The organism is Micromonospora sp. NBC_01699 (genome assembly GCF_036250065.1).
GTDB lineage: Bacteria > Actinomycetota > Actinomycetes > Mycobacteriales > Micromonosporaceae > Micromonospora_G.
This window is the reverse complement of record NZ_CP109199.1, coordinates 8,010,059-8,035,654: the sequence shown is the minus strand read 5'-3', so window position 1 is coordinate 8,035,654 and position 25,596 is coordinate 8,010,059. Positions and strand designations below refer to the sequence as shown.

18 protein-coding genes are annotated in these 25,596 nt (G+C 71.4%); 16 read left to right on the top strand and 2 right to left on the bottom strand.

All coding sequences use genetic code 11. The annotated features are described in order from the left end of the window. Window positions 1-85: 85 nt before the first annotated feature. The 5 genes from OG792_RS33390 to OG792_RS33370 all read left to right on the top strand — a co-directional run bounded on the left by OG792_RS33390 (window position 86) and on the right by OG792_RS33370 (window position 6,007). Window positions 86-613: a SigE family RNA polymerase sigma factor gene (locus OG792_RS33390; RefSeq protein ID WP_329105715.1), complete on the top strand. Its 528-nt coding sequence runs from the start codon at window positions 86-88 to the stop codon at window positions 611-613. Beyond that, window positions 610-1,791, top strand: coding sequence for a hypothetical protein (locus tag OG792_RS33385; protein WP_329105713.1), 1,182 nt, complete (start codon window positions 610-612; stop codon window positions 1,789-1,791). Before OG792_RS33390 ends, OG792_RS33385 begins: the two co-directional genes overlap by 4 nt. A 155-nt stretch (window positions 1,792-1,946) precedes the next feature. Next, a complete protein-coding gene (locus OG792_RS33380; RefSeq protein WP_329105711.1) occupies window positions 1,947-2,714 on the top strand; it encodes an SGNH/GDSL hydrolase family protein in 768 nt (255 codons plus the stop codon). Window positions 2,715-2,848: 134 nt separating this feature from the next. Next, on the top strand, window positions 2,849-4,975 hold the full coding sequence (locus OG792_RS33375) for a hypothetical protein (protein WP_329105709.1): 2,127 nt from the start codon (window positions 2,849-2,851) through the stop codon (window positions 4,973-4,975). 141 nt (window positions 4,976-5,116) lie between these two features. Next, on the top strand, window positions 5,117-6,007 hold the full coding sequence (locus OG792_RS33370; protein WP_329105707.1) for a sulfurtransferase: 891 nt from the start codon (window positions 5,117-5,119) through the stop codon (window positions 6,005-6,007). Between the two features lie 36 nt (window positions 6,008-6,043). On the opposite strand, the gene OG792_RS33365 is transcribed toward OG792_RS33370, so the two are convergent. Then, a complete protein-coding gene (locus OG792_RS33365) occupies window positions 6,044-7,300 on the bottom strand; it encodes an MFS transporter (protein ID WP_329105705.1) in 1,257 nt (418 codons plus the stop codon). 118 nt (window positions 7,301-7,418) lie between these two features. On the opposite strand from OG792_RS33365, the gene OG792_RS33360 reads away from it, so the two are divergent. The 4 genes from OG792_RS33360 to OG792_RS33345 all read left to right on the top strand — a co-directional run bounded on the left by OG792_RS33360 (window position 7,419) and on the right by OG792_RS33345 (window position 14,250). Beyond that, complete coding sequence (locus OG792_RS33360; protein ID WP_329105702.1) at window positions 7,419-9,212, top strand: HSP90 family protein; 1,794 nt, start codon at window positions 7,419-7,421, stop codon at window positions 9,210-9,212. Window positions 9,213-9,218: 6 nt separating this feature from the next. After that, entirely contained in the window at window positions 9,219-12,167 is a 2,949-nt protein-coding gene (locus OG792_RS33355; RefSeq protein ID WP_329105700.1) for a hypothetical protein, read from the top strand. A 24-nt stretch (window positions 12,168-12,191) separates the two neighbouring features. Beyond that, window positions 12,192-12,815, top strand: coding sequence for a TetR/AcrR family transcriptional regulator (locus OG792_RS33350; RefSeq protein ID WP_442932343.1), 624 nt, complete (start codon window positions 12,192-12,194; stop codon window positions 12,813-12,815). A gap of 97 nt (window positions 12,816-12,912) precedes the next feature. Continuing rightward, window positions 12,913-14,250 carry an acetyl-CoA carboxylase biotin carboxylase subunit gene (locus tag OG792_RS33345; protein WP_329105698.1) on the top strand — a complete coding sequence of 446 codons (1,338 nt, stop codon included), beginning with the start codon at window positions 12,913-12,915 and terminating at the stop codon, window positions 14,248-14,250. 111 nt (window positions 14,251-14,361) lie between these two features. Here the strand turns inward: OG792_RS33345 and OG792_RS33340 are convergent, their stop codons facing one another. Further along, entirely contained in the window at window positions 14,362-15,087 is a 726-nt protein-coding gene (locus tag OG792_RS33340; protein ID WP_329111589.1) for an XRE family transcriptional regulator, read from the bottom strand. A gap of 695 nt (window positions 15,088-15,782) precedes the next feature. Here OG792_RS33340 and OG792_RS33335 point away from each other — a divergent pair. The 7 genes from OG792_RS33335 to OG792_RS33305 all read left to right on the top strand — a co-directional run bounded on the left by OG792_RS33335 (window position 15,783) and on the right by OG792_RS33305 (window position 25,450). Then, window positions 15,783-15,974 carry a hypothetical protein gene (locus tag OG792_RS33335; RefSeq protein WP_329105697.1) on the top strand — a complete coding sequence of 64 codons (192 nt, stop codon included), beginning with the start codon at window positions 15,783-15,785 and terminating at the stop codon, window positions 15,972-15,974. Continuing rightward, the gene (locus tag OG792_RS33330; RefSeq protein WP_329105696.1) at window positions 15,971-16,207 is read left to right on the top strand and encodes a hypothetical protein; all 237 of its coding nucleotides are present in this window, start codon (window positions 15,971-15,973) and stop codon (window positions 16,205-16,207) included. Before OG792_RS33335 ends, OG792_RS33330 begins: the two co-directional genes overlap by 4 nt. Window positions 16,208-16,349: 142 nt before the next feature. After that, window positions 16,350-17,258: a hydroxymethylglutaryl-CoA lyase gene (locus OG792_RS33325; protein WP_329105695.1), complete on the top strand. Its 909-nt coding sequence runs from the start codon at window positions 16,350-16,352 to the stop codon at window positions 17,256-17,258. 127 nt (window positions 17,259-17,385) lie between these two features. Then, entirely contained in the window at window positions 17,386-18,918 is a 1,533-nt protein-coding gene (locus OG792_RS33320) for an acyl-CoA carboxylase subunit beta (protein WP_329105693.1), read from the top strand. 84 nt (window positions 18,919-19,002) lie between these two features. Continuing rightward, window positions 19,003-20,151, top strand: a complete 1,149-nt coding sequence (locus tag OG792_RS33315) for an acyl-CoA dehydrogenase family protein (protein ID WP_329105690.1) — start codon at window positions 19,003-19,005, stop codon at window positions 20,149-20,151. A 215-nt stretch (window positions 20,152-20,366) separates the two neighbouring features. Beyond that, the gene (locus tag OG792_RS33310; RefSeq protein WP_329105687.1) at window positions 20,367-22,637 is read left to right on the top strand and encodes an MMPL family transporter; all 2,271 of its coding nucleotides are present in this window, start codon (window positions 20,367-20,369) and stop codon (window positions 22,635-22,637) included. A 164-nt stretch (window positions 22,638-22,801) separates the two neighbouring features. Then, on the top strand, window positions 22,802-25,450 hold the full coding sequence (locus OG792_RS33305; protein WP_329105685.1) for an ATP-binding protein: 2,649 nt from the start codon (window positions 22,802-22,804) through the stop codon (window positions 25,448-25,450). Window positions 25,451-25,596: the final 146 nt, after the last annotated feature.

The following is a 25,596-nucleotide window of genomic DNA, read 5'->3' as shown; positions in this document are numbered from 1 at the left end:
CGTACGACCGGCAACCTCGCGTCGCAAGGTCGCGTCTTGGGTGGCATGACTTGCCCACGTTCCACTACCCCAAGGACCGGTTCGGGTGGATCCCTCGCTTAACGAGTTCGACACCTTCGTCCGTACGCGTACCCCGGCGCTGCTGCGCTCGGCGTACCTGCTGACCGGGGACCAGCACCTGGCCGAGGACCTGGTCCAGTCGGCGTTGGCTCGTACCCACCGGGCCTGGCGGGGACTGCACGAGACCGGCAACGCCGAGGCGTACACCCGTAAGACCATGTACCACCTGCAAGTCTCCTGGTGGCGGCGGCGCCGGGTGGCCGAGTCGATGACCGGTGAGCTGCCCGAGCCGCGTCGGGACGCCTCGACCGACCACGCGCACCAGACCGCACTGCGGCTGTCCCTGCGGGCCGCGCTGCTGAAGCTGTCCGCGAAGCAGCGGGCGGTGCTGGTGCTGCGGTTCTTCGAGGACCGCAGCGAAGCGGAGGCGGCCGAACTGCTCGGCGTCTCCGCCGGCACGGTCAAGAGCCAGACCTCAAGGGCACTCGCCCGGCTACGCGCCGTCGCCCCCGAACTCGCCGACATGTACCTCCTGGAAGGGAGCGCCCGATGAACCTCGACCGTCTTCGCAGCGACCTGGCCGACCTGGCGGAGGAGGCCGCGCCGGTGGACCTGCGGGACCGCACCCTGCGTACGTCTCACCGCCTCGGCCTGCAACGCACCCTGGCCTCCTCGGCCGCGGCCCTGGTGATGCTCGGTGCCGCGACCGGCACCGCGTTCGCCTTCTTTCCCCGTGGTGACGGCGGACCCGCGCCGGCCACGACGACGCCGCCGGTGGTCGAGACCCCGACCACGCCCCCGACGCCGACGCCGATGCCGACCAGGACCGTCGGGAACCCGCCCGCCCCGCCGCTGACGCCCGACGAGATCGAGAACGGGTCGTTGACGCTGCCGGCCTGGGGAACCACCTCCTGCCCGGCCGGAACGTTCCGGTTCAGCAAGGGCAATCACGTCTACCGACCCCAGCCCGACTCCCCGATGGCGTTCGCCATCCTGGACAAGCCGGTTCCGGTCGACGTGGACGGCGACGGTTCCAACGAGATGGCGGCGCTGGTCGTGTGCAGCCCACACGCGGTGCACGCGCAGCAGGTGCTGGTATTCAAGCGCGGTGCCGACGGTGGGATCGAGACCTTCGGCCAGGTGGTCAACGTCGCGCCGGGGCCGGACCAGTCGGTGCCGGAGGTGTTGCAGGCGGTGGCGGCCGGGCCGTCCGGGACGGTCCGGGCGCGGTGGGGCGACCAGCAGGCATTCTCGTCGGCGCCGCAGCAGTGGCGTGACTACCGTTGGCTCGGTGGCCGCTTCCAGCAGGTCGCCGGTCCGACCAGGTTCCCCGACGTCAGCGCCGACCTACGGGTCACCGCCGCGAACCCGGTCATGGCCATGCATGCGGACGGCTACTACGAGGGCGAGGTGACGGTGACCGTACGCAACGTCGGCCCGGCGACCGCGGAACCGCCAGTGGTGCATCTGACGCTGCCGAAGGGCGTGACCCTGGTACGGGCGCAGGGCACGAAGGCCGGTTGCGGCATCAACGACCAGGGGCCGCCGGTGGTCATGATCTGCACCGTGCCCAAGATCGGCGTGAACAAGAGCGTGAGCGCCATCTTCACCCTGGTCTACCGGGGCGAGCTGGTGACGATGACCGGCGGGGTCGAGGTGTCGGCCAGCCAGGACCGCCGTACCCAGGACAACAAGGCCCCCTTCGAGTTCCTGTGGCAGGTCACCGGATAGTTCCGACCTACCCCCGGCGAGGGGTCCCGAGCGTGGCGGTGCCGAGTGGTGTTGTCGGCGCCGCCACTTTCGGCGTACCCGGCGGTAACCTCGCTTCGGCGGGTGCAAGACTCCGAACGGACCTGGTGGCAGGCGGCGGATTCAGGAGGATGCGGATGCGCTGGCGCAGCTTCGTGGCGGTGGGGGACAGCTTCACCGAGGGCATGGACGACGCGTACCCGGACGGCACCTATCGGGGGTGGGCCGACCTGGTCGCCGCCCGCCTGGCCGTCGAGGCCGGCCCCGATTTCGGGTACGCGAACCTCGCGATCCGGGGACGCCTGTTCCCGAGTGTGGTGGCCGAGCAGGTGCCCACGGCCCTGGCCATGCGCCCCGACCTGGTCAGCTTCGCGGCCGGCGGCAACGACGTACTGCGTCGCAACTTCGACGCGGAGGCGCTGACCAGCCGGTTCGACCGGGTGATCCGGGAGTTCCGGGAGAACGGGGCGGACGTACTGGTGTTCCGGTTCGCCGACGTGATGTCCCGGCTGCCGGGCCAGCGGATGATGGCACCCAGGGTGGCGATGCTCAACCGGGCCGTCGGCGAGACCGCCCATCGGTACGGCGCCCGACTGGTCGACCTCTTCGCCGACGATGTGTTTCTGCACCCGGAACTGTGGAGTGTGGACCGACTGCACCTCTCGGCCGCCGGTCACCGGCGGGTGGCCGGGCACGTGCTGGGCGCCCTCGGCCTGGCGCCGGACGAGCAGTGGCTGGTCGTACCGCCGCAGCCGGCGCCGACGCCGTGGCTGGCGGCCCGCAATGCCGACCTGCGCTGGGCCGGGCAGCACCTGGCCCCGTGGCTCAAGCGTCGGCTGACCGGCCGCTCCTCCGGTGACACCATCACCGCCAAGCGCCCGATTCTCGGCCCGTTCACCGACTGATCCCCGCGCCGTCCCAGCGCCGTCCACAGTAGATCCAACGGTCGGAAACTCATCCACCGTTGTCGTACCCCCTGGTTACGATCATCTTCCTCCCACCATCGGTGTGGGCTTGCTTTTCACGGGGAGTTCGATTGATGCCAGACGGATTCGGCAGTGGTCGTTGGAGACGGATCGGCAGCCGAGGGCTCGCGACCGCGATGACCGCGACGCTGACCGCGGGACTGCTCGCGGTCACCGCCCAGCCGGCAGCGGCGGTCGGGTACCACTACGAAGAGAATTCGTCCTGGGCGTACACCGACGCCCACCGGCCGTCGAAGATCTACGTTGACGGCGCGGGTGACGTACCGGTCGGCTCGTGGCTCGACGACCGGAATCGGAAGCACACCGCTCGGGCCTACTTCACCTTCGACATCACCCGCTTCCGGGGCACCACCGTCAACTCGGTGACCTTCTCCGCCGAGGAGACGTCGGTGACCGACTGCGCCCAGCGCCCACCGGTCGAACTCTGGCGTACGGCACCGGTGAACCCCGCCAAGTCGAGCTGGAAGAAACCCCCGGCCCAGCTGGCGCTGCTCCACACCAGCACGCAGACCGCCGACGGCTGCCCGAGGCCACGCGTCGAGTGGGACGCCGTCGTTGGTCTGCGCCAGGCCCTCGCCGAGGGCGCCTCGACCCTGACCCTCGCGCTCCGGCTGCCCGCACCGCTGGAGAGTGACCCGGCACAGGGGCGTCGTTTCGCCAGCACGGTGGGAATCTCCGTCGACTACAACACCCCGCCCCCGGTGCCGACCGACCCGGTCACCGCCCGGGACCGGGGCTGTGCCACCAGCGCTCCCGGTCCGACGCTCCCGCTCGGTGACGTCGGCGTCTCCGCGAAGGTGACCGACCCCGACATCAACGGGACCGGTGGCGGGGACCCGGTGACCGGGACCTTCGCGGTCTGGCCGGTCGACGATCCGGCTGCCCGTACCGAGCAGACCGGTCACCCCGGTCTCGAAGACCGGGCCGGGGTCGGCTTCCCGGCCGACCGGTTCGAGCACGGTCGCGGTTACGCCTGGGCGGTGCGTGCCTCGGACGGCGCCGAGGTCAGCGCCTGGAGCCAGCCCTGCTACTTCACCAAGGACAACGAGCGGCCGGCGCAGCCGCCGACAGTCTCCTCGACCGACTACCCCGACGACAACAACTGGCACAGCGGCACCGGCATCCCCGGCGAGTTCACCTTCGGCCCCAACGGGGTCACCGACATCGGCGGCTACTCGTACAGCCTGGTGGGCGGCAGCGTCGGCACGTACGTCGCCGCCGGGCCGGACGGCACCGCCACGGTGACCGTCACCCCGCAGGACGACGGCCCGAACCGGCTCTACGTCTCCAGCACCGACAGCGCGGGTAACCGCTCCGACCAGACCGTCTACACGTTCCGCGTGACCGACAGCGGGCCGATCGTCGAGGGCGGCATCACCGGTGTCGGCGTACCGAGCACGCTGACGTTCCGGCCCCGGCTCGACGGGGTGGTGCAGTACCGCTACCAGTTCAACGGTGAGCCGGAGCAGACCGTCGCCGCCCAGCCGGACGGCACCGCCCAGGTCACCGTCACCCTGCTGACCGGTGGGCTGCGTCAACTCACCGTGACCAGCCGTACCGCCGCCGGACTGGAGGCGGCCACGGTCACCAGCTTCAACCTGCGTACGGATCCGCTGGTCAGCTCGGTCGAATACCCGGAACAGCAGAGCAGCGGCGGGATCGGCGTACCGGGCACCTTCACCCTCGGCCCCCGGATGCCGAACGTGGTCTCGTACCTCTACTCGTTCGCGATCGTCGGCCCCGAGCAGTCCGTCGCGGCGGACGCCACCGGCCAGGCCACCTTTACCTGGACGCCGACGACGGCCGGCTCCCACCAGTTGCGGGTACGCAGCGTCAGCGCGGACGGCACCAGGTCGCCGTTCTACACCTATCGATTCACCGTGATCAATTCGCTCCCCGAGGTCTGGGGCACCCTGTACGACGACAGCTATCCCTACGGCGGACCGGGCATCACCGGCTCGTTCTACCTGAGCAGCCAGCTGGCGGGCGTCACCGAGTACGTCTACCGGTTCAACGACGGCCCGGAGCAGGTGGTGGTGGCGGAGTTCGGCAGCGCCGTCATCGACTTCACGCCGACGATTGGCGGCCGGCACGTGCTGGAGGTACGCAGCCGTACCGCCGCCGGGGTCGAGTCGGGGATCACCAGCTACCCGTTCCAGGTCAGCAGCGCCAACAACTGAACCCGGCCCCACCCGGCGTTTCGTGGCCCGTCACCCCTGCCGGGGTGGCGGGCCACCGCGTTGCCGTCCCCGCCCCGAAGTGACCCAGCAGGCATCCCATTCCCTGCCTGCTCAACGCAACGCTGGCGTACGTTGGGCTGCATGTCCGTACCAAGTGATCCCAGGCCCGCCCTACAGGCATACGCCGACCCGCAGCGCCTGGTCACCACCGAGTGGCTGGCCGAGAACCTGGGCACGGAAGGTCTGGTGGTGATCGAATCCGACGAGGATGTGCTGCTCTACGAGACCGGTCACATCCCCGGTGCGATCAAGGTCGACTGGCACCTGGAACTGAACGACCAGGTCACCCGGGACTACCTCGGCGCCGAGGCGTTCGCCGAGCTGTGCGCGGCCAAGGGCATCGGCCGGGACGACACGATCGTGTTCTACGGCGACAACTTCAACTGGTGGGCCGCGTACGCGCTCTGGGTCTTCTCCCTCTTCGGCCACGGCGACGTACGGCTGCTCAACGGTGGCCGGCAGAAGTGGGTCGAGGAGGGGCGGGAGCTGACCCGGGACAGGGCCGAGCGCCCGCGCGCCGACTACCCGGTGCCGCAGCGCGACGACAGCCAGATCCGCGCGTACCGCGACCAGGTGGCGGCGCACATCGCCAGTGGCCGGCCGCTGGTCGACGTCCGCTCGCCCGGTGAGTACAGCGGCGAGCTGCTGCACATGCCCGACTATCCGCAGGAGGGGGCGATGCGCGGTGGGCACATCCCCGGTGCGGTGAACAAGCCGTGGAAGTCGGCCGCGAACGAGGACGGTACGTTCAAGCGCCCCGACCAGCTCCGGGCGATCTACGCCGACGAGCTGGGGCTGTCGACCGCGGACGACATCATCGCGTACTGCCGGATCGGTGAGCGGTCCAGCCACACCTGGTTCGTGCTGCACCACCTGCTCGGCTACCCGCAGGTCCGCAACTACGACGGCTCCTGGACCGAATGGGGCAACCTGGTCCGCGCCCCCGTCATCCAGGGCCCCAATCCCCTGTAGATCAACAGTCAGGTAGAGAAGGAGTGTTCGCCGGAGTCATTCGGGCCGGCTGTGCAGCACCCGCCGGGCCGTGCCGGTGACGACGGCGAAGATCGCGGCTGCCGCGTACGCGACCGGGAGCAGGCCGTACGCGTTCGCGGTGAAACCGGCGAGCAGCGCGCCGACCGGGGCGGCGAGCAGTCCGGCGACCCGCTGGGCGCTGCCGACCCGGCCGAGCAGTTCCGCCGGCACGTGACGCTGGCCGTACGTCGACCAGAGCGCGTTCCAGATGGCGGATCCGGCGGAGAAGACGGCCAACGCGATCGCTGCGGGCAGCGGGTGCCGTGACACCGCGAGTGCCACCAGTGCGATCGTCTGCACGGCCAGCACCCAGCGCAGCCCGGTACGGGTGCCGAGGCGTCCCGCGACCCGACCGGCGCCGAGTCCGCCGGCCAGCCCGCCGACCACCGCGCACGCCATGAACAGGCCGTAACCGGCCTCGGGCACCCGCAGCACCTCCAGCGCGTAGAGCACCATGACCGCGATCAGTCCGCTGATGGCGAGGTTGCTGGCGGCGGTGAGTGCGGTGATCCGGAACAGGGTCGGATCGCGCCGGAGCCACCGCAGCCCGTCACCGGCCTCCCGCCACACCGACCGTCGAGGTGGGGCAACAACGGGCGAGGTGAGCGGCGGCAGGGTCAGCGCCAGCAGCGCGGCGAGCGCGAACGAGACGGCGTCGACGGCGAACGGCAGTGCGGTGCTGATCGCGAACAGCAGGCCGGCGACCGGTGCACCGACAAATCCGCCGGCCACCGCCGTACCGGCGGCCAGTCGACCGTTAGCTGCCGGTAACCGGTCGGCGGGCACCAGCGCCGGCAGCACCGCGAACGCCGCCGCGTCGAAGAGCGCGCCGAGTGCCGCCAGCAGGAACGCGGCGGCGGCCAGCGCACCGATGCCGACCTGCCCGAACAGCACCAGGACCGCCAGCGCGGCGACCAGCACGCAGCGGATCCCGTCGACCATCGCCATGGTGCGCCGCCGGTCCCAGCGGTCGGCGTAGACCCCGGCGAGCAGGCCGAACAGCAGCGGCGGGACCTGCCCGGCGGCGACCACGGCCGCGACCAGGCGCGGATCGCGGGTCAGCGAGACCGCGAGCAGGGCAAGAGCGGGGGTACGCACCGCGTCACCGAACCGGGACGTCACCGCCGCCACCCACAGCCGCCCGTACGCGGCACCGAGCGTCCGCCGTACGCCGGTGTTGTCGCGGACGGCGGGCCCGGCGCAGGTCGCGGGTTCGGTCGTGGGTCTGGTCATGTCGGCGACCCTGGGGGCTCGACCAGGTTGAGGGTCAACTCGGCCCGGATAAGGGCGACGGGTGTCGCCGGTCACCGGTACGGTGGGCGCCTGCACTTGAACCGGGGAGTAACAAAGCGTGGACCGCACCTTCCAGGTTGACCTTCGCGGCATCGTCGACCTGCTCAGTCACCACCTGTACGCCAGTCCGAGGGTCTACCTGCGGGAGTTGTTGCAGAACGCGGCGGACGCGATCACCGCCCGGCGGGCCGACGATCCGGGCGCACCGGCGGTGGTGTGGATCGAACCGCCGGAGCTGACCGCCGACGGCACCCTGCGGATCCACGACACCGGGATCGGCCTCACCGAGACGCAGGTGCACGAACTGCTCGCCACCATCGGCCGCAGCTCCAAAAGGGACGAGCTGGGTTTCGCCCGGCACGAGTTCCTCGGCCAGTTCGGCATCGGCCTGCTCTCCTGTTTCCTCGTCGCCGACGAGATCCGGGTCGTCACCCGGCACGCCGACCAGCCGACCGTGCTCTGGACCGGGTACACCGACGGCCGCTACCGGGTCGAGGTGGCCGCGTCGGACGACGGGCGGGCCGAACCGGGCACCACCGTGACCCTGGTGCCGCGCCCCGGCGCCGAGCAGTGGTTCACCCAGCCGACGGTGACCGAGTTGGCCCGCCTGTTCGGCTCGCTGCTGCCGGTGACCGTGCGGGTCGGCGAGGTCGAGACGACCACCGGGCCGCCGCCGTGGTCGGCCGCCGCCGGTCCGTCACCGGCCGCCCGCCGCGAGGGTCTGATCCGGTACGCCCGCGAAACGCTCGGTTTCACCCCGTTCGACGTCATCCCGCTGTCGGTGCCCGAGGCGGGGCTGACCGGGGCCGCCTTCGTGCTGCCGGCCCCGGCGAACCCGGCCGCCCGGGTCGGACACCGGGTCTACCTGAAGCGGATGCTGCTCACCGAGGGCGCCGAGGGGCTGCTGCCGGAGTGGGCGTTCTTCGCCCGGTGCGTGGTCGACGCCGGTGAGCTGCGCCCCACCGCCAGCCGGGAGGCGCTGTACGAGGACAGCCTGTTGGAGGCCACCCGGGAGGCGCTCGGCGACCAGTTGCGCGGCTGGCTGGTGCAGCTCGCCAGCGGCGACCCGCGCCGGCTCGGCGAGTTCCTCCAGGTGCACCACCTCGGGGTGAAGGCGCTCGCGCTGCACGACGACGAGATGCTCCGGCTGGTCGAGCAGTGGTGGCCGATGGAGACGAACACCGGCCGGATGACCCTGGCCGAGTTCCGGGCCCGGCACGGTGTCATCCGGTACGCCGCCACCACCGACGAGTTCCGCCAGCTAGCAGCGGTTGCCGCAGCCCAGGACCTGGCCGTGGTCAACGGCGGTTACACGTACGACACGGAGATCATCGAGCGGTTGCCGGGGCTCGACCGGTCGGTGCTGATCGAACGGCTGGAGCCGACCGACCTGACCACCCGCTTCGACACCCTCGACCCGTCGGTGGAGTTGGCGTTGCGGCCGTTCCTGGTCGCCGCCCAGCGGACCCTGGACCGGCTCGGTTGCGAGGTGGCGCTGCGCGCGTACGACCCGGCCTCGTTGCCGGCGTTGTACCTGGTCAGCCGGTCGGCGGCATTCCACGACCAGCTTGAGTCGACCCGGCAGCGGGCCGACGAGCTGTGGGCCGGGGTGCTGGACGCGATCGCCTCGTCCGGGCCACCGGAGCGGCCACAACTCGTGCTCAACCACCGCAACCCGCTGGTCCGCCGGATCACCACCCTCGGTGACCCGGACCTGGTCGGGCTCGCCGTCGAGGCGCTGTACGGGCAGGCGCTGCTGCTCGGCTACCACCCGATCCGACCGGCCGACGCGGCCCTGCTCAACAATTCGTTCCTCGGCCTGCTCGGCCGGGCTGTTCCGGGACAGGAGTGATCCGCGGTGGCCAGCGGTAACGACGATCTGTGGGCGGTGTACGAGCGGACGGCCGACCTGCCGTTCGGGGCCGGGCAGATCGCCGCGGTCGAGCAGTTGATTCGGCAGGTCGACGCCAAGGGTGACCAGGAGTTGGCGTTCGCCGCCCGGATGCTCGGCACCAGCGCCTACACCTACGGCGGCGAGCCGGCGAAGTCGTTCGTCACCTTCTCCTGGTGCCTGGCCGACTACGACCGCAATCCGCAGCCGTACCACCAGCGGCACGTACACACGCTGCTCTGGCACTTCAAGCACATGATCAACGCGCTACTCGACTTCCCCGAGGTGCCACTGGAACGCACGTACGCGGTGCTCGACGACATGCAACGGCGCTACCGCGACGGCGGGCACAGCCTCCAGGCGGTCTACAAGTACCGGCACCTGGTGGCCCGGCACCGGGGCGCCGCCGAGGAGACCGAGGAGTGGTACCGCAGGTGGGTCACCGCGCCCCGCGACGAACTGTCCGACTGCGCCGGCTGTGACCCGTCCGGGCAGGTCCGGCACCTCGCCGCAACCGGGCAGGTCGAGGAGGCGGTGGCGCTGGCCGAGCCGGTGCTGGCCGGGCAGCTCACCTGCAACGAGCAGCCACAGGGGATCCTGACCAGCCTGCTGGTGCCGTACCTGCGGTCCGGGCGGCGGGAGCGGGCGCGGGACGCGCACCGGCGGGCGTACCGGCGGTTGCGGGGCAACCTGGCCGATCTCGGCAGCATCGCCGAGCACGTCGAGTTCTGCGCCGTCACCGGCAACGAGTCCCGGGGGCTGGAGATAGTCGAACGGCACCTGGACTGGGTGGACCGGGCCCCGTCCCCGGCCGACGCGATGTCCTTCGCCGCCGCGGCGGCCCTGCTGCTGCGCCGGCTGGACGAGACCGGGCACGGTGAGCTGACCGTGCACCGCCGGGCGTACGGCGACCGCGCCGCGGCCGACCTGCCGGTGGGTCTGCTCGCCGCCGACCTGACCCGGCTCGCCACCGACCTCGCCGCCCGGTTCGACCAGCGCAACGGCACGACGAGCCAGTCCGGGTGGGTCGGGCGTCGGCTGGCGGCCGAGCCGATCGGGGAACACCTACCGCTGTCCGCTACCGCCCACCGTCGGCCCGCCCCGGCGACCGGGTCCGCCACCCCGACGACGGGTACGGCCGGCGACGCACCGCCCGCTACCGTGGTCACCGTGCCACCGGTGCCGACCCCGGCCGACATCCCCGCCGAGGCGACCCCGGCCGAGCTGCTCGACCTCGCCGAGCAGCACTGGAACACCGAGCGGTACGAGCACCTGCGGGTGGTGCTGCGGGTGCTCGACGAACGCCTCGGCGTGAATCCCGTCACCGACGCCGACGCTGATGATGCTCCGCCTCGGGGACTGGACCCGGCGGACGAGGCCCGGTGGGTCGAGCTGCGGGCGGTGGAGCGGGTGGTGGCCGACGACCGGCCCGCCGCCATCGAACTGCTCCGGCGGGCGATCGAGCACTACCGGGGGCTGGCCGACCAGCGGCGGGAATGGGTGGTCGCCGGCCGGCTCGGCGTACTGCTCTGCCACGACGGGGACGACACCGACGGTCTGCCGCTGGTCGAGGCGGGGACGGCGTACCTGACCGAGCACGGGGACCGGGCCGACGCGGCGGGTGCCCGGGACCGGCTCGCCCTCGCCCTGGCCGGACTGCAACGTTGGCCCGAGGCGCTCGAAGCCGTCGAGCTGGCGGCCGAGGCGGCGGCGGACGTGGACGACCCGTACCTCGCCGCCCGGATCGAGCTGCGCCACGCCATCTGCCTACAGGCGGCCGGGCGGCGCCCGGAGGCCCGTGACGCGGCGGCACTGGCTCGGGACGCCTACCGGGCGCTCGGTGTGCCCGAACGACTCGCCACGGCCTGCATCTGTCACGCCCAGACCCTCGACGACCCGACCGAGGTACGCGCCGCGCTGGACGAGGCGCTGCCGTACGCGACCGGGGAAGCGGCCCTGCACGTACGGATCGGCCGGGGGCGGGCGTCGATGGCGCTGCACCGTCCGGTGGACGCGGTTGACGACTTTGTCGAGGCGGTCGCGATCTGCGCCGAACAGGGCATCGCCGACGGGTCCGCGTACCTGCGGTTCGAGCTCGCGAACGCGTACCGGCTGGCCGGGCGGATGCTGGACGCGGCCGAGGTCGCCGAGGAGGCGGTGCTCGAACTGGACCGGCTCGGCCAGCAGGGCGACGCCGACCGGTGCAGGCACCTGCTCGCCGGGGTGTACCGGGAACTGGACGAGGACCAGCTTGCGCTGACCCTGCTGGACCAGCTCGCCCGGAACCTGGACGGACCGGACAACCTCGGCGGCCGGGCGCAGGTGCTGGAGGAGGCCGGTGACCTGCTCTACGCCCAGGACCGGGACGCGCTGGCGGCGCAGCGGTTCGCGGCCGCCGCGAACGCGTACGGGCTGGCCGGGATGTCGCTGGACGCGGCCAGGGCCGGCCGGCGGGAGGCGGACGCCTGGCACTGGGCCGGTGAACCGGACGCGGCCCTGACGGCGGTCGAACGCGCCGAGTCGGGGTTGGCCGCACTGCCGGCGGAGGAGACCGACGAGCCGGCGGTGAGCTGGGAGTCGTCGATGCTGGCCGACAGTGCCGCCCGCGCGCTGGTCGCCGCCGACCGGCTGGAGGACGCGTTGCGCCGGGTGGCGGGCGTACCGGAGCGGTTGCGGGCGATCGAGGCGTTCGGCGAGGCGCTACAGGTCGAGTTGCTGACCGGGGAGGTGCTGCTGCGGTTGGATCGGGCGGTCGAGGCCGAGTCGATCCTGCGTACGGTGCTCGGCTCATTACCCACCGGATCACCCGCCGTACGTCGGGCGGCGTGGTTGCTCGGCGAGGCGCTCGACCGGTCCGGGCGTACCGACGAGGCCGAAGAGCTGCGCCGGGAGCACGATCTGGACACCGATGGCTGAGCGGGGCCGGACTAGGCTGGCCTGGTGACGCTGGAACAGCAGGTGACAGGGGCGACGCCGGGCGCTACCCCGGCAAGTCCACGGCGCCGGTCGCGCCGTGACGAAATTTTGGAGATCGCGGTCGGGTTGTTCGCCGCCCGGGGCTACCACGGCGTGTCCATGGATGACATCGGGGCAGCCGCGGGCGTCACCGGGCCGGCCCTCTACCACCACTTCGCGGGCAAGGAGGCGATGCTCGCCGCCGCGCTCATCCCGGTCAGTCAGGGACTGCTCGACGGCGGCCGGCAACGGGTGGCGGAACATCCGGGTCGACCGCAGCCGATCCTGGAGTCGTTGATCGACTTCCATGTCGACTTCGCGCTCGCCAACCCGGCGGTCATCGCGCTGCACCTGCACGAACTCGACCGGTTGCCGGAGGAACCGCGCCGGCAGATCCGCCGGTTGCAGCGGCTCTACGTCGAGGAGTGGGTGTCGGTGCTCACCGTGCTGCACCCCGGACTCGCCGCCGGCGAGGCGCGGGTGCTGGCACACGCCGCCTTCGGTCTGATGAACTCCACCCCGTTCCTCGGCGGTGAGGTTGACCGGCGCCGCCGCGCCGCGTTGCTTCGGGCGGCCACCCTCGCCGCCCTGCTCGGGCCGATTTCCTGACCCGCGACCGGTTCGGAGCAACCCCGGATTCGTGATCCGAGGGGTACTCATGGTGTCCTAGCACAGACAGGACGCCCGGACCCCCGAGGAGAAGGACATGATCGAGTCGCTGCTGGTCGCGAACCGCGGTGAGATCGCCCGCCGGATTATCCGCACTGCCCGGCGGCTCGGCGTACGGACGGTGGCGGTCTACTCGGAGGCTGATGCCGAGATGCCGTTCGTCCGCGAAGCCGACGAGTCTGTCTGTGTCGGCCCGGCCAACCCGGCGCAGAGCTACCGCAATGCCGAGGCGATTCTCGCCGCCGCGAAGTCGACCGGTGCGGTGGCCATCCACCCCGGTTACGGCTTCCTGTCGGAGAACGCCGACTTCGCCCGTACGGTCGAGGCCAACGGCCTGATCTGGGTCGGACCGAGCCCGGACGCGATCACCGCGATGGGCGACAAGATCAATGCGCGGAACCTGATGGCCGCGGCCGGGGTCCCGGTCGCGCCGGGCACCACCGACCCGGCCGCCGACGTCGAGGCCGCACTGACGGCGGCGGAGTCGATCGGGTTCCCGGTGATGGTGAAGGCCGCGGCCGGTGGCGGCGGCATGGGCATGGCGGTCGCGAACGACGCCGCGTCGCTGGGCACCGAGTACGACAAGGTCCGTGCGTTCGCGGAGCGGATGTTCGGCGACGGCTCGGTGTTGATCGAGCGTTACTTCCCCCGGGTACGCCACGTCGAGGTGCAGATCCTCGGCCTGGCCGACGGTCGGGTGGTGGCCCTCGGTGAGCGGGAGTGCTCGGTCCAGCGGCGCAACCAGAAGCTGGTCGAGGAGTCCCCGTCGCCGGCCGTCTCGCCCGAGCTGCGGGCGCGTTTCATGGCGGCGGCGGTACGGGCCGGCGAGGCGGTCGGCTACCGCAACGCGGGTACGGTCGAGTGCCTGCTCGACCCGACGACCGGTGAGTTCTTCTTCCTGGAGATGAACACCCGGCTCCAGGTCGAGCACCCGGTGACCGAGCTGGTCTACGGGGTGGACCTGGTCGAGGAGCAGTTGCGGGTGGCGTCCGGGCTGGCGCCGAACTTCGACCCGGACGCGCTGGAGCAGCGCGGGCACGCGATCGAGCTGCGGATCAACGCCGAGGACCCGAAGCGGTTCCTGCCGGGGCCGGGCGCGGTCAAGTCCTGGGTGGAGCCGACCGGCGAGGGCGTCCGGGTCGACTCCGGCTACGCGGCCGGTACGACGGTGACGCCGTTCTACGACTCGCTGATGGCAAAGTTGATCGTGTTCGGGGCGGATCGGGCCGAGGCGATCGAGCGGGCGAAGGCTGCTGTTGCCGGGTTCGTGGTCGAGGGGCCCAAGTGCAATCTGCCGTTCTTCGCCGAGCTGTTGGAGAACGCCGAGTTCAACTCGGGGGACTATGACACGGGGATTGTTTCTCGGATGCGGTGAGAGTGGGTGGGGTCCACCATGCCCACTCTGGGCCGTCAAGCTTGATCCCCGCCGTGGACACGGTGGGCCCCACCCTGAGCCGATCACTGTGGCAGGTGCAGGAGGTCGTGGTTACACGTCGGGATCGGGTGGGCGGTTGTATCGCTCCAGGGTGGCTTTGTTCGTGGAGGCGTCCTGGAAGATCAGCTCCCAGGGGCCGGTGTTGATGTCCATGTTCTTGCCGAATCCGACCCACTTGCCGGCCATCCGGCGGCCGGTCGGCTCGGCCAGCATCTGGATCGAGCCGTGGTACCGGGCACCCCGGTAGTAGCTCTTCGGGTCCGTCTGCTCGACCCAGGTGCCGGTCAGGACGTTCCCGTCGACCGTCAGGTCCAGGGTCAGCGAGGAGTCTGCTGATCCGGGCAGGCTTCGTACGGTCAGTCGGTCGCCGTGCTGTAGGAGCGTGACGTAGTGCTGGCCGGTGAATGTGGCGTTCCGGCCGCTGGAGAAATACTCGTACCGGCTGAGCCACACTCCGGAGTAGTCACCTCGCGGTCGCACCTGACCGGCTGGCGTGTTGGTGACTGCGGTGACCACCTCCGTCGGTGAGGTCGTGTCGTGTCCACCTCGCCCGTCGTCTGTCACGCGCGCATGTGCTGCGGGTGCGAATCCGAGAACCTCGATCGGTAGGCCGGTTAGAGCTTCGAGGGCGCAGGCATATGTCGGCCTGGGTGAGGTGATGGCGCCGGACTCCCAGCGCTGGACGAGGCGCTTGTTTGCGTCGTTGGGTCGCCCGGCTCGCTGGCCGGCGGCTTGGAGTGCGCGAGCGAAGTCGTCTTGGCTCATCAGCAGGTTCATGCGGGCGGCCCGGAGCGCGCTGTTGGGTGTCGGCACTCTTCGGATGGTAATCGCAATGACGCCATAATGACGCCCTGCTCGCCGTCGGTAGGCCGCCTTGGCGGCCGTCGCGGAGGGCGACCCTTCGGCGTCATTGTGTGACTGCGGGCGCCGGATAAGTCGAGCGTTGGGACGGGGCTCCCCGTGCCACGGTCCGGCCGCCACCTGACGGAGGTGTGCGATGCGATGGAAGTGGTTTGCCGGCAGCAGGTATGGATCGGATCCGATCGGTCCCTTTCGTGATCGACGGGTCCGCGAACCGGCGCAGGAGCAGAGTCTCGTCGCGGACGTCCCGACCATGGTCTCGGGCGCGGTTCGCGGGCGGACGATGAGCGACCTGGAGCGGCGAGCACGGTCCAATTCCCGCCAAGCGGCCTGGTGGGGATCCCGGTGAACATTCCGCGCAGGGTGCCCGCCGGCACGCTTCTGCACCTTCGGCCTGACGAGTGGTATACCGGCGGCGCCCCGGCCACGGAGGCGATCACGATCCGGTTGGTCGCCATTGACCGTGCTGACCCGCGCACCCGTGACGGTGAACAGGAGGTATGGGTGTCCGCGCACTGGGCGACGTGCACCGACCCGAACCGCGCCGGGCACCTGCCGTGTTTCGGGGGCTACGTCCGTGCCGCCGCGATCACGAGGGAGGCGAAACCGAGATGAGCCGGCAGGACGAGCCGATCACCCCGGCGGCGATCTCGTGGGCGGCAGCCCGGACCATCGAGGGGCACGCTGGTGAGCGCCGGTGCCCGCAGTGCCGGCGCGACGGGTGTGCCCAGCTCGACTGGGCTCGGCGGGAGCAGGGCAACGTCTCGGTGGTGCCGGTGTCGCCGGCGGGTGTCGGTCCGTGACCGAGTCGGCGCAGGAAGCCGGGCCGGTAGCCGAATTGGTCAAGCGAACGTACAACCACACCCCGGCCGCCCTCGCCGCCGTGGATGAGTTGGCCTCGAACTGGCGGGTGTCGCGTACCGATGCGGTCAACCATGGCCTCCGGATCGCGGCCGTGATGCTCAGGCTCGCCCCGGACGGACACCTGGTGGTTATCCGACCCGACGGGACCACCGCCGAGGTGTACCTGGTCTGATCCAGGGCCGGCGGCAACCGGTCCCGGACGGAGCAGGATGCCGGCCCGGACCTCGGAAGTCCGGGCCGGCCCCGGCGTGTGGGCTCGTACGGGTGGGCGAGTGACAATGGGTGGGTCCAGTGGCGTCACAGTGAGGTGGCCGATGAGTCAACTGCCAGGTGCGGTGTCGATCCGCGAGGTGGGACCGCGCGACGGGTTGCAGAACGAGGACCCGATCCCGACCGATGCGAAGGTGCGGCTGCTCGACGCGCTCTCGGCGACGGGCGTACGGCGGATCGAGGCGGTGTCGTTCGTGCACCCGCGCGCGATTCCGCAGATGGCCGACGCGGACGAGGTCTGGCAGGCGGCGGTACGGGCGCCGGAGGTGCGCTACTCGGCGCTGGTGCCGAACTCGCGCGGGGCGCAGCGGGCGCTGGCGGCCGGGTTCACCGAGATCGAGGTGGTGGTGTCGGCCAGCGACACGCACAACCGGCGGAACGTGAACCGGTCGACGGCTGAGTCGTTGGACGACATCGCGGGGCTGATCGAGTTGCTGCACGGGGCCGGGGCGACGGTCGAGGTGATCGTGGCGACGAGCTTCGGGTGCCCGTACGAGGGGGACATTGCTCCGGCGCGGGTGGCGGGGATTGTCGATCGGGTGGTTGCCGATGGTGCCGATCGAGTGGCGTTCGGTGACACCACGGGGATGGGTACGCCGCGTCGGGTGCGGGAGTTGGTGACGGCGGTCCGGTCCGCCCAGCCGGACGTGCCGGTGTTGCTGCACTTCCACAACACCCGGGGTACGGGCCTGGCGAACATCTTGACCGCGTTGGAGCTGGGGATCACGGAGTTCGACGCGAGCATCGGTGGGCTCGGTGGGTGTCCGTACGCGCCGGGGGCGAGCGGGAACGTGGCCACCGAGGAGGTGGTGCACATGCTGCACGACATGGGGATCGAGACCGGGATCGACCTGGACCGGTTGATCGAGGTGGCGGAGTTGGCGGAGAAGCTGGTCGGGCGGCAGTTGCCGTCGGGGGTGTTGCGGGCGGGGCCGCGTAGTCGACTCGTCTGATCCGGTGGGGCGCGTGCTCGGTGCCGGTCGACTCGATGCGCTAGCCTAACGACCGTTAAGTAGACTGGGGTGTCCCGGCGAAAGTCGGGACACCGGGTCGGTCGGTCGGGTGCGGTGAGGAGTCGGCGTGACGCTGGACAGTGAGGCGCTGGAACAGCTCCGCAAGCGGGTCCAGCGCGGCGGCGCGGAGAAGTACCACACGGCGAACGCGGCCAAGGGCAAGCTCTTCGCCCGGGAGCGGGTCGCGCTCCTGGTGGACGAGGGCTCCTTCGTCGAGGACGGCGCGTACGCGAACGCACTGGCCGAGGGGTTGCCGGCCGACGGGGTGATCACCGGTCAGGCGACCATCGACGGCCGGCCGGTCTGCCTGATGGCGAACGACTCGACGGTGAAGGCCGGAAGCTGGGGCGCCCGTACGGTCGAGAAGATCATCAGGATCATCGAGCGGGCGTACGCGGTCGGACAGCCGATGGTCTACCTGGTCGACTCGGCCGGGGCCCGGATCACCGACCAGGTGGACCTGTTCCCGGGGCGGCGCGGCGCCGGGAAGATCTTCTGGAACCAGGTCCGCGCCTCGGGCTCGATTCCGCAGGTCTGCGCGCTGTTCGGGCCGAGTGCGGCCGGTGGCGCGTACATCCCGGCGTTCTGTGACGTGGTTGCCATGGTCGAGGGCAACGCCAGCATGTACCTGGGTTCGGATCGCATGGTCGAGATGGTGACCGGCGAGAAGACCACGCTGGAGGAGATGGGCGGGGCGCGGGTGCACTGCGCCGAGTCCGGCGTGGGGCACTTCCTCTGCAAGACGGAGGCGGACGCGCTCACGGTCGTGCGCGACTACCTGTCGTACCTGCCGGCGAACTGGACGCAGGAGCCGCCGGCCGTGCCGGCGGTGCCGGCGCCCGCCTCGGTCGATCTGGCCGCGCTGGTGCCGGCCAGCGAGCGGCAGGCGTTCGACATGCGCCGGTACGTGAAGGGCCTGCTCGACGCCGACTCGTTCCTGGAGATCCAGGCGCTCTGGGCCAGGGAGCTAACGATCGGGTTCGGCCGGCTGAACGGCGAGGTGGTCGGCGTCGTCGCCAACAACTCGATGTTCAAGGGCGGCGTGCTCTTCGTCGACTCGGCCGACAAGGCGACCCGGTTCGTCCAGCTCTGCGACGCGTTCAACGTACCGTTGCTTTTTCTTTCTGATGTGCCCGGTTTCATGGTCGGCACGGCGGTGGAGAAGCAGGGCATCATCCGGCACGGCGCGAAGATGATCACGGCGATCTCCGAGGCGACCGTACCCAAGATCTGTGTTGTCGTGCGCAAGGCGTACGGCGCGGGTCTCTACGCGATGGCCGGGCCCGGCTTCGAGCCGGACGCGACGATCGCCCTGCCCACCGCGAAGATCGCGGTGATGGGGGCGGAGGCCGCGGTGAACGCGGTCTACGCCAACAAGATCGCCGCCATCGCCGATCCGGACGAGCGGTCGGCCTTCGTCGCCGCGAAGCGCGCCGAGTACGAGCGCGACATCGACATCGTGCGGCTGGCCAGCGAACTTGTCATCGACGCGATCGTGGAGCCGCACGAACTGCGAACCGAACTGGTCCGCCGGTACGCCGCCGCAAAGGGCAAGGACCGTGAGTTCTCCCGGCGCCGGCACGGCGTCACCCCGGTCTGAAGATCGTCGTTTTCGCCGGTGGACCACCACAAGTGAGTCGGCCGGCACCCGTGTTTCACGTTGTACCGCCTACGAGGAGGAACCATGGACTTCCGGCTCACCGAGGAGCAGGAGGCACTCCGGCAGACCGTACGGGAGTTCGCCCGTGAGGTGGTGGCGCCGGTCATCGGCGAACACTACGAAAAGCACACCTTCCCGTACGAGGTAATCCGGGAGATGGGCAAGATGGGCCTGTTCGGGCTCCCCTTCCCGGAGGAGCACGGCGGCATGGGCGGTGACTACTTCGCGCTCTGCCTGACCCTGGAGGAACTGGCCCGGGTCGACTCCAGCGTGGCGATCACCCTGGAGGCGGCGATCTCGCTCGGTGCGATGCCGATCTTCCGGTTCGGCACCGACAAGCAGAAGGCGGAGTGGCTGCCGAGGCTGCTCAGCGGTGAGGCGCTGGCCGGGTTCGGGCTGACCGAGCCGGGGACCGGGTCGGATGCCGGTGGCACCACCACGCGCGCGGTGCTGGACGGCGACGAGTGGGTCATCAACGGGTCGAAGGCGTTCATCACGAACTCGGGCACCGACATCACCGCGCTGGTGACGGTCACGGCGGTGACCGGGATCAGGGAGGACGGTTCGAAGGAACTGTCCACCATCATCGTGCCGTCCGGGACCCCCGGCTTCACGGTGGCGCCGGGTTACTCGAAGGTCGGCTGGTGTGCCTCCGACACCCACGAGCTGACCTTCGACGACTGCCGGGTGCCGGCGGCGAACCTGCTCGGCACCCGTGGCCGGGGCTACGCCCAGTTCCTCCAGATCCTGGACGAGGGCCGGATCGCCATCGCCGCGCTCGCGGTCGGCCTGGCCCAGGGCTGTGTTGACGAGTCGATCCGGTACGCCAAGGAGCGGCACGCGTTCGGCAAGCCGATCGCGAAGAACCAGGCGATTCAGTTCAAGATCGCCGACATGGAGTTGCGGGCGCACATGGCCCGGTTGGCGTACTACGACGCCGCCGCGCGCATGCTGGCCGGCGAGGACTTCAAGCGCCAGGCCGCCATCGCCAAGCTGTACGCCAGTGAGAGCGCGGTCGACAACGCGCGCGAGGCGACCCAGATCCACGGCGGGTACGGCTTCATGAACGAGTTCCCGGTGGCCCGGTTCTGGCGCGACTCGAAGATCCTCGAAATCGGCGAGGGCACGTCCGAGGTCCAGCGCATGATCATCGCCCGCGACCTGGGTCTCTGACCATCCGGCTGTAACAACGGGAACCCCCGGTCCTACCTGTGTAGGCCGGGGGTTTCCCGTTCCGTGCCCGGCCGACCACCGGGCGACGGGTCCGAATGTGCGAATCGGACGTTCGGACTGACCGGTTGCGGGCTGGCGCGAGCCTGCACCGGGTGCTTGCATCGACGGGACAAACACGCAAAGCGACCGTACGGGTCGCCGGGGAGGTCTCGGTCATGTTCGCTGCACTCGGGCGCTCGATGTGGCGCTGGCGCTGGCCGGTACTGGGTGCGTGGCTGATCCTCGTACTCGCCGGTGCGGCTCTCGGCGGCTCCGTCTTCGATCGGCTGAGCAGCACGGACAATCTGCGGTCGGACGCCGAGTCGCAGGTCGCGCAGGCGCGGGTGGACCAGCTCCTGCCCGAGGGGCCGATGGTGGTGGCCGTGGTCCGGGACCGGGACCCGTACGACCCGCCGCTGGTGGAGAGCGTCACCAAGATCTCCGCCGAGCTGCGGGCGCTACCGGGTGTCGCCGGTGTGGACGATCTCTACAACGCGCCGGGCGGCCGGATCGGCGCCGACAACCGCAGCACCCTGGTCCGGGTCGAGTTGGTCAACGGGCAGCCGGACGCCGAGCGGGAGCGGGTCGAGGACCGGGTCACCGAGTTGCTGCGCCGGATCGACGCGCCGCAGGTGCTGGTCGGCGGCGAGAAGCTGGCCGAGCGGGCGTTCGCCGACCAGGCGGTCCGGGACGCCGCGGTGGGCGAGTCGATCGCGCTGGTGGTGCTGCTGGTGGCGCTGGTGGTGATCCTCGGCGGGGTGCTGGCCGGCGCGATTCCGCTGCTGGCGGCGCTCGGTGCGGTCGCGGTGACGCTGCTCGGCCTGCTCGGGCTGGCCTCGGTGACCGAGGTCGGCGAGTTCACCGTCAACGTGGTCACCCTGCTCGGCATCGGCCTGACCGTCGACTACGCGCTGCTGCTGCTGTTCCGGTTCCGGGAGGAGCGGGCCGCCGATCCGGAGGCGGTCCCGGCGGAACTGCTCGGCCGTACGCTGGCCACCGCCGGGCGGGCGGTGCTGATCTCCGGGCTGGCCGTGGCAGCCGCGATGACCGGCCTGTTCGTCTTCGCCGAGCCGCTGCTCGCGGCGATGGCGCTGGGTGGCGCCCTGGTCGTGGTGCTGGCGACGCTGGCCGGGCTGACCGCCGTACCGGCGTTGATCGCGGTCGGCCATCGACGGATTCCGGCGCCGGGCGCGCGGACCCGGGCCAACCGCGCGGTCGGCGCGGTTGTCGGGCTGGCCCGCCGGGTCCGACCGACCAGGTCCACCCCCATTTCGGGTACGCGCAGCCAGGCGCCCGGCGCCGGCCTGCTCGTTCGGTTGGCCACCTTCGCCCAGTCCCGGCCGGGGCCGGTGGTCGCGGTTGTCTCGGCCGGTCTGCTCCTGCTCTCGGTGCCGTTCCTGTTCGGGGCGAACCTGGCCAACTCGGACGCGCGGGCGCTGCCGTCGACGATGGAGGCGCGTCAGGTGCACGACGTGCTGTTACGCGACTTCGAGTCCGGCCGGGCCCAACCGGTGGTCGTGGTGGTGACCGCCGACCCGGCCAGCCCGGCGGTACGCGACCTGATGAACCAGCTCAACCAGCTCCCGAACGTGATCCAGATGCAGCCCCGGCCGGACGTTCCGGGCAACGCGCTGGTGATCGACGTGACCCCGGGGGGTGCGACCGGCGGCCCCGAGTCCCGCGAACTGGTCCGTGCCGTACGGGCGCTGGACGCGCCGGTGCCGTTGCTGGTCGGTGGCCCGGCCGCCGAACTGGTCGACTACCGGTCGTCGGTGGCGCAGCGCCTGCCGCTGGCAGTACTGGTGTTGCTGCTGGTCACCGGGGTGCTGTTGTTCGTGTTGACCGGGTCGGTGGTGATCGGGGTCAAGGCGCTGCTGATGAACGCGCTGACCCTGCTCGCCACGCTCGGCATCCTGGTGGTGGTCTTCCAGTGGGGGGTCGGCGCGGCGCTGCTCGGGGTCGAGTCGTGGGGGGCGATCGACCTGACCACGCCGATCCTGCTGTTCGTCTTCGTCTACGGGCTGTCCATGGACTACGAGGTCTTCCTGCTGTCCCGGATCCGTGAGGAGTGGCTGCGCTGGCCGGCGCAGGTGACGCCGGCCGGACGGCGCGGTGCCGGTGACCGGGCGGTGTTGGCGGGAATCACCCGTACCGGGCCGGTGGTGACGGCCGCCGCGGTCTGCATCGTCATCGTCTTCCTCGGCTTCCTGCTCGGGGACCTGACCGCGGTCAAGGAGATCGGCTTCGGCATGGCGGTCGCGGTGATCCTGGACGTCACCGTCGTACGCGGACTGCTGCTGCCGGCGGTGATGAGCCTGCTCGGCGAGTGGAACTGGTGGGCGCCGGGGCCGCTGCGCCGGCTGCACGAGCGGTGGTCGGGCCGGCGTGCTGGCCCGGTGCCGCCGGCTGTTGCGGCGCCGGTGGAGCCGCTGGGGGCGGGGCGCTGACGGTTCGGTCAGCATCACGATTCGTGATGTTGACTGATTTCTGACCGGATGTTGACCAGTTCCGGACATCTGCGACGGTAACTGTCGGGTATCCGGTGCCTTCCCCGTCGGTACCTTGACGCATGCCTGCCCCGGGTGTCGCCGTGTGCGTACTCTTCCTGCCCATGACTCCGGATCATGGGTCGGAGCGGGACGACGCCTGCTTTTCCGAGCTGCTCCGCACCCGGCGCCGAGCAGCCGGGATGACCCAGGCCGACCTGGCCGTACTGGCCGGAGTCGGGGTCCGGACCGTACGGGACCTGGAGCGCGGACGGGCACAACGTCCGCAGCGGACCACCGTCGAACTGCTCGCCACCGCGCTGCGCCTGGCCGGTGCCGAACGCGCGGAGTTCATCGCCTCGTCGCGGGGACAGGGACCGACCGGAATCGAGGCCGGATCGGCCACCCCGGCCGGAGTTCCGCCGGCCGGCTCGGCGGCCATCGGTGTCCCACCGGTAGCGCCCGGCGGCCGACCGGCACCAACCGGCCTCGGCCTGCCCGCGCCCGGAGCACTGATCGGCCGGGACACGGAGGTGCCCGAGTTGGCCGCCCTGCTGACCGGTGGCACCGGTGCCGCACCGTCGGTGGTCAGCCTGGTCGGACTGGCCGGGGTGGGCAAGACCGCCCTGGCCCTGGCCGTCGCGGACCGGGTCACCGCGCAGCACCCGGGCGGGGTGGCCGGCATCGTGGTCACCGACCTGTCCATCGAGAGCGACGTGTTGTCGGCGGTCGCCACCGTGTTCGGCGTCGGCCGGGCGCAGGACCTGGCCGCCCGGCTGTCCGTCGGACCGTCGCTGCTGCTGGTCGACGCGGTGGAACGGGCACCCGGCGCGGTCGCCGAGGCACTGCACCGGCTGATCGTCGGCGTGCCGACGCTGCGGGTGCTGGCCACCGGCCGACATCCGGTCGGACTGGCCGGCGAGCGGGTCTGGCCGGTGGCGCCGCTGGAGGTGCCGCCCGCCGACGCGCCCGCCGAGCTGGCCGTCGTCGCCCACTACCCGGCGGTCGAGCTCTTCCTCGCCCGGCTGCGCCAGGTCCGCCGGGAACCCCCGCAGCCGGACGAGCTGGCCGCGCTGATCCCGCTGGTCCGCCGGCTCGGCGGGCTGCCGCTGGCGATCGAGCTGGCGGCGGCGCGCGGCGGCATCCTCGACCTGTACGGGATCCTCGACCGCTACGGGGACCGGGTGCTCGACCTGGCCCGCCCGGCGGCGGTGCACGAGGCGGTCGCGTTGACGCTGCGCGACGCGGTGGCCGCCTCGTACCGGTTGCTCGATCCGGACGACCGGGCCGCGCTGCGCCGGCTGTCAGCCTTCCGCAACCGGTGGTCGGTCGAGCTGGCCGAGGCGATGCTGACCGGTGAGTCCGACCGGGCGGGGCGACCACTGCCCGCGGACCCGGTGCCCCTGCTCGACCGGCTGCTGGCGCTCGGACTGCTCAGCGCGCGGGGCCGGGGCCCGTTCCGGTTCCGGCTGGTCGACGTGGTGCGGGACTTCGCCGCCGAGGCGGCCACCGCCGACGGCGAGCAGACCGTGATCCGGCGCCGGCACGCGCAGGTGTTCGCCGGGCTCGCCGCCCGGACCGCGCCCGAGCTCAACGGGGTCAACCTGGGTGCCGCCGTACGCCGGTTGGACGAGGTCTCCAGCGACCTGTGGGCGGCGCTGGCGCACGCCGCGACCGACGACCCGCACACCGCGTTGCGCCTGGCGGCGAGCCTGGTCCGGTGGTGGCGGTTCCGGGGCAGGGACGTCGCCGGGCGGCAGTGGCTGCGCCGGTTGCTGGACGACCCGCGTACCGCTCGGGCCGACCCCGGTGTCCGGGCCTGGGCGCGGGTGGGAGTGGCACAGCTCGCCGCCGCACACGGCGCCGGCCCGCAGGAACTTTCGGCGGCGCGGGCGGCACTCGACTGGTTCCACGACAACCGTGACGTGGTCGGCGAACTCGCCGCGCTCGGCGTGCTCTGCGGCCTCTGGACGGCCACCGGCGGGTACGGCGAGGCGCGCCGGCTGGGCGAGACCATGCTGACGCTGGCCGGCCGCAACGGTCGGGTACGGGACATGGCGGTGGCACAGCACTACCTGACCTGGCACGAGATCCGCAGTGCGAACCTGTCGGCGGCGCGGCGGCGGCTGGCCGCGATGGACCTGCTCGGCGCCCAGTGCGGGGACGAACGGCTGCGGGCGTTGGCCCGGGCGAACCTGGCCGAGGTGGCCCGCCTCGACGGCCGGTACGCCGACGCGGTCAACCAGGGCCGGCGGGTGGTCGCCGCACTCAGCGACGACGGCGACCCGACCCACCGCCGGCAGGTGCTCGGCACCGTCGGGCTGGCCCTGGCCCAGGACGGTCGGCTGGCCGAGGCGAGCGCGGTACTGGCCGAGTTGCGGATGAACACCGTGTCGCCGGTGACGTCGGCGGATGTCCGGTCGTCGGGCGAGGCGTTGGACACGGGGCGGCCGCTCGTCGACGACCGGGGCGGTGTCGAGGACGGGACCTGCGCGTTGATCGAGGCGATCCTGGCCGTACAGCGCGCCGACCGGGAGTGGGCGGTCGAGTGGTTCGCCGCGGCGGCCAGCGCGTACACCGATGGTCGTGACCTGCGGGGTGCGGCGGAGGCGTTGGTCGGCCTGGTCGTCACCACCGACGACCCGGAGGCGCGTACGGCCCTGCTGGCCCGGATCGACCAGGTCTGCCGAGAGGGTTCGATCACGCTGCTGCCCCGGGAGGGGGCGCTGCTGGGTGCGCTGGCGTCAACAGCGCTGGCCGAACCGGTCGATTGACCCCGGCTCTCGGGCGTGAAGCCGGCTCTCGGGTGTGGCGCGAGCGAGACTGCCCCCCGACAGCCCCTCATTGCCTCCCGCTCGCGCCACTTCCCCCGGAGCCCCCGTTCGATGGACACTAGTCGGCCCGAGCGAGCGTTTCGTCC

Bases quoted from the DNA above. Each gene is read 5' to 3' on its own strand.
- OG792_RS33345 (WP_329105698.1), top strand. From the start codon at position 12,913: ATGATCGAGTCGCTGCTGGTCGCGAACCGCGGTGAGATCGCCCGCCGG.
- OG792_RS33380 (WP_329105711.1), top strand. From the start codon at position 1,947: ATGCGCTGGCGCAGCTTCGTGGCGGTGGGGGACAGCTTCACCGAGGGC.
- OG792_RS33315 (WP_329105690.1), top strand. From the start codon at position 19,003: ATGGACTTCCGGCTCACCGAGGAGCAGGAGGCACTCCGGCAGACCGTA.
- OG792_RS33335 (WP_329105697.1), top strand. From the start codon at position 15,783: ATGAGCCGGCAGGACGAGCCGATCACCCCGGCGGCGATCTCGTGGGCG.
- OG792_RS33385 (WP_329105713.1), top strand. From the start codon at position 610: ATGAACCTCGACCGTCTTCGCAGCGACCTGGCCGACCTGGCGGAGGAG.
- OG792_RS33375 (WP_329105709.1), top strand. From the start codon at position 2,849: ATGCCAGACGGATTCGGCAGTGGTCGTTGGAGACGGATCGGCAGCCGA.
- OG792_RS33305 (WP_329105685.1), top strand. From the start codon at position 22,802: ATGACTCCGGATCATGGGTCGGAGCGGGACGACGCCTGCTTTTCCGAG.
- OG792_RS33310 (WP_329105687.1), top strand. From the start codon at position 20,367: ATGTTCGCTGCACTCGGGCGCTCGATGTGGCGCTGGCGCTGGCCGGTA.
- OG792_RS33370 (WP_329105707.1), top strand. From the start codon at position 5,117: ATGTCCGTACCAAGTGATCCCAGGCCCGCCCTACAGGCATACGCCGAC.
- OG792_RS33325 (WP_329105695.1), top strand. From the start codon at position 16,350: ATGAGTCAACTGCCAGGTGCGGTGTCGATCCGCGAGGTGGGACCGCGC.
- OG792_RS33365 (WP_329105705.1), bottom strand. From the start codon at position 7,300: ATGACCAGACCCACGACCGAACCCGCGACCTGCGCCGGGCCCGCCGTC.
- OG792_RS33340 (WP_329111589.1), bottom strand. From the start codon at position 15,087: ATGAACCTGCTGATGAGCCAAGACGACTTCGCTCGCGCACTCCAAGCC.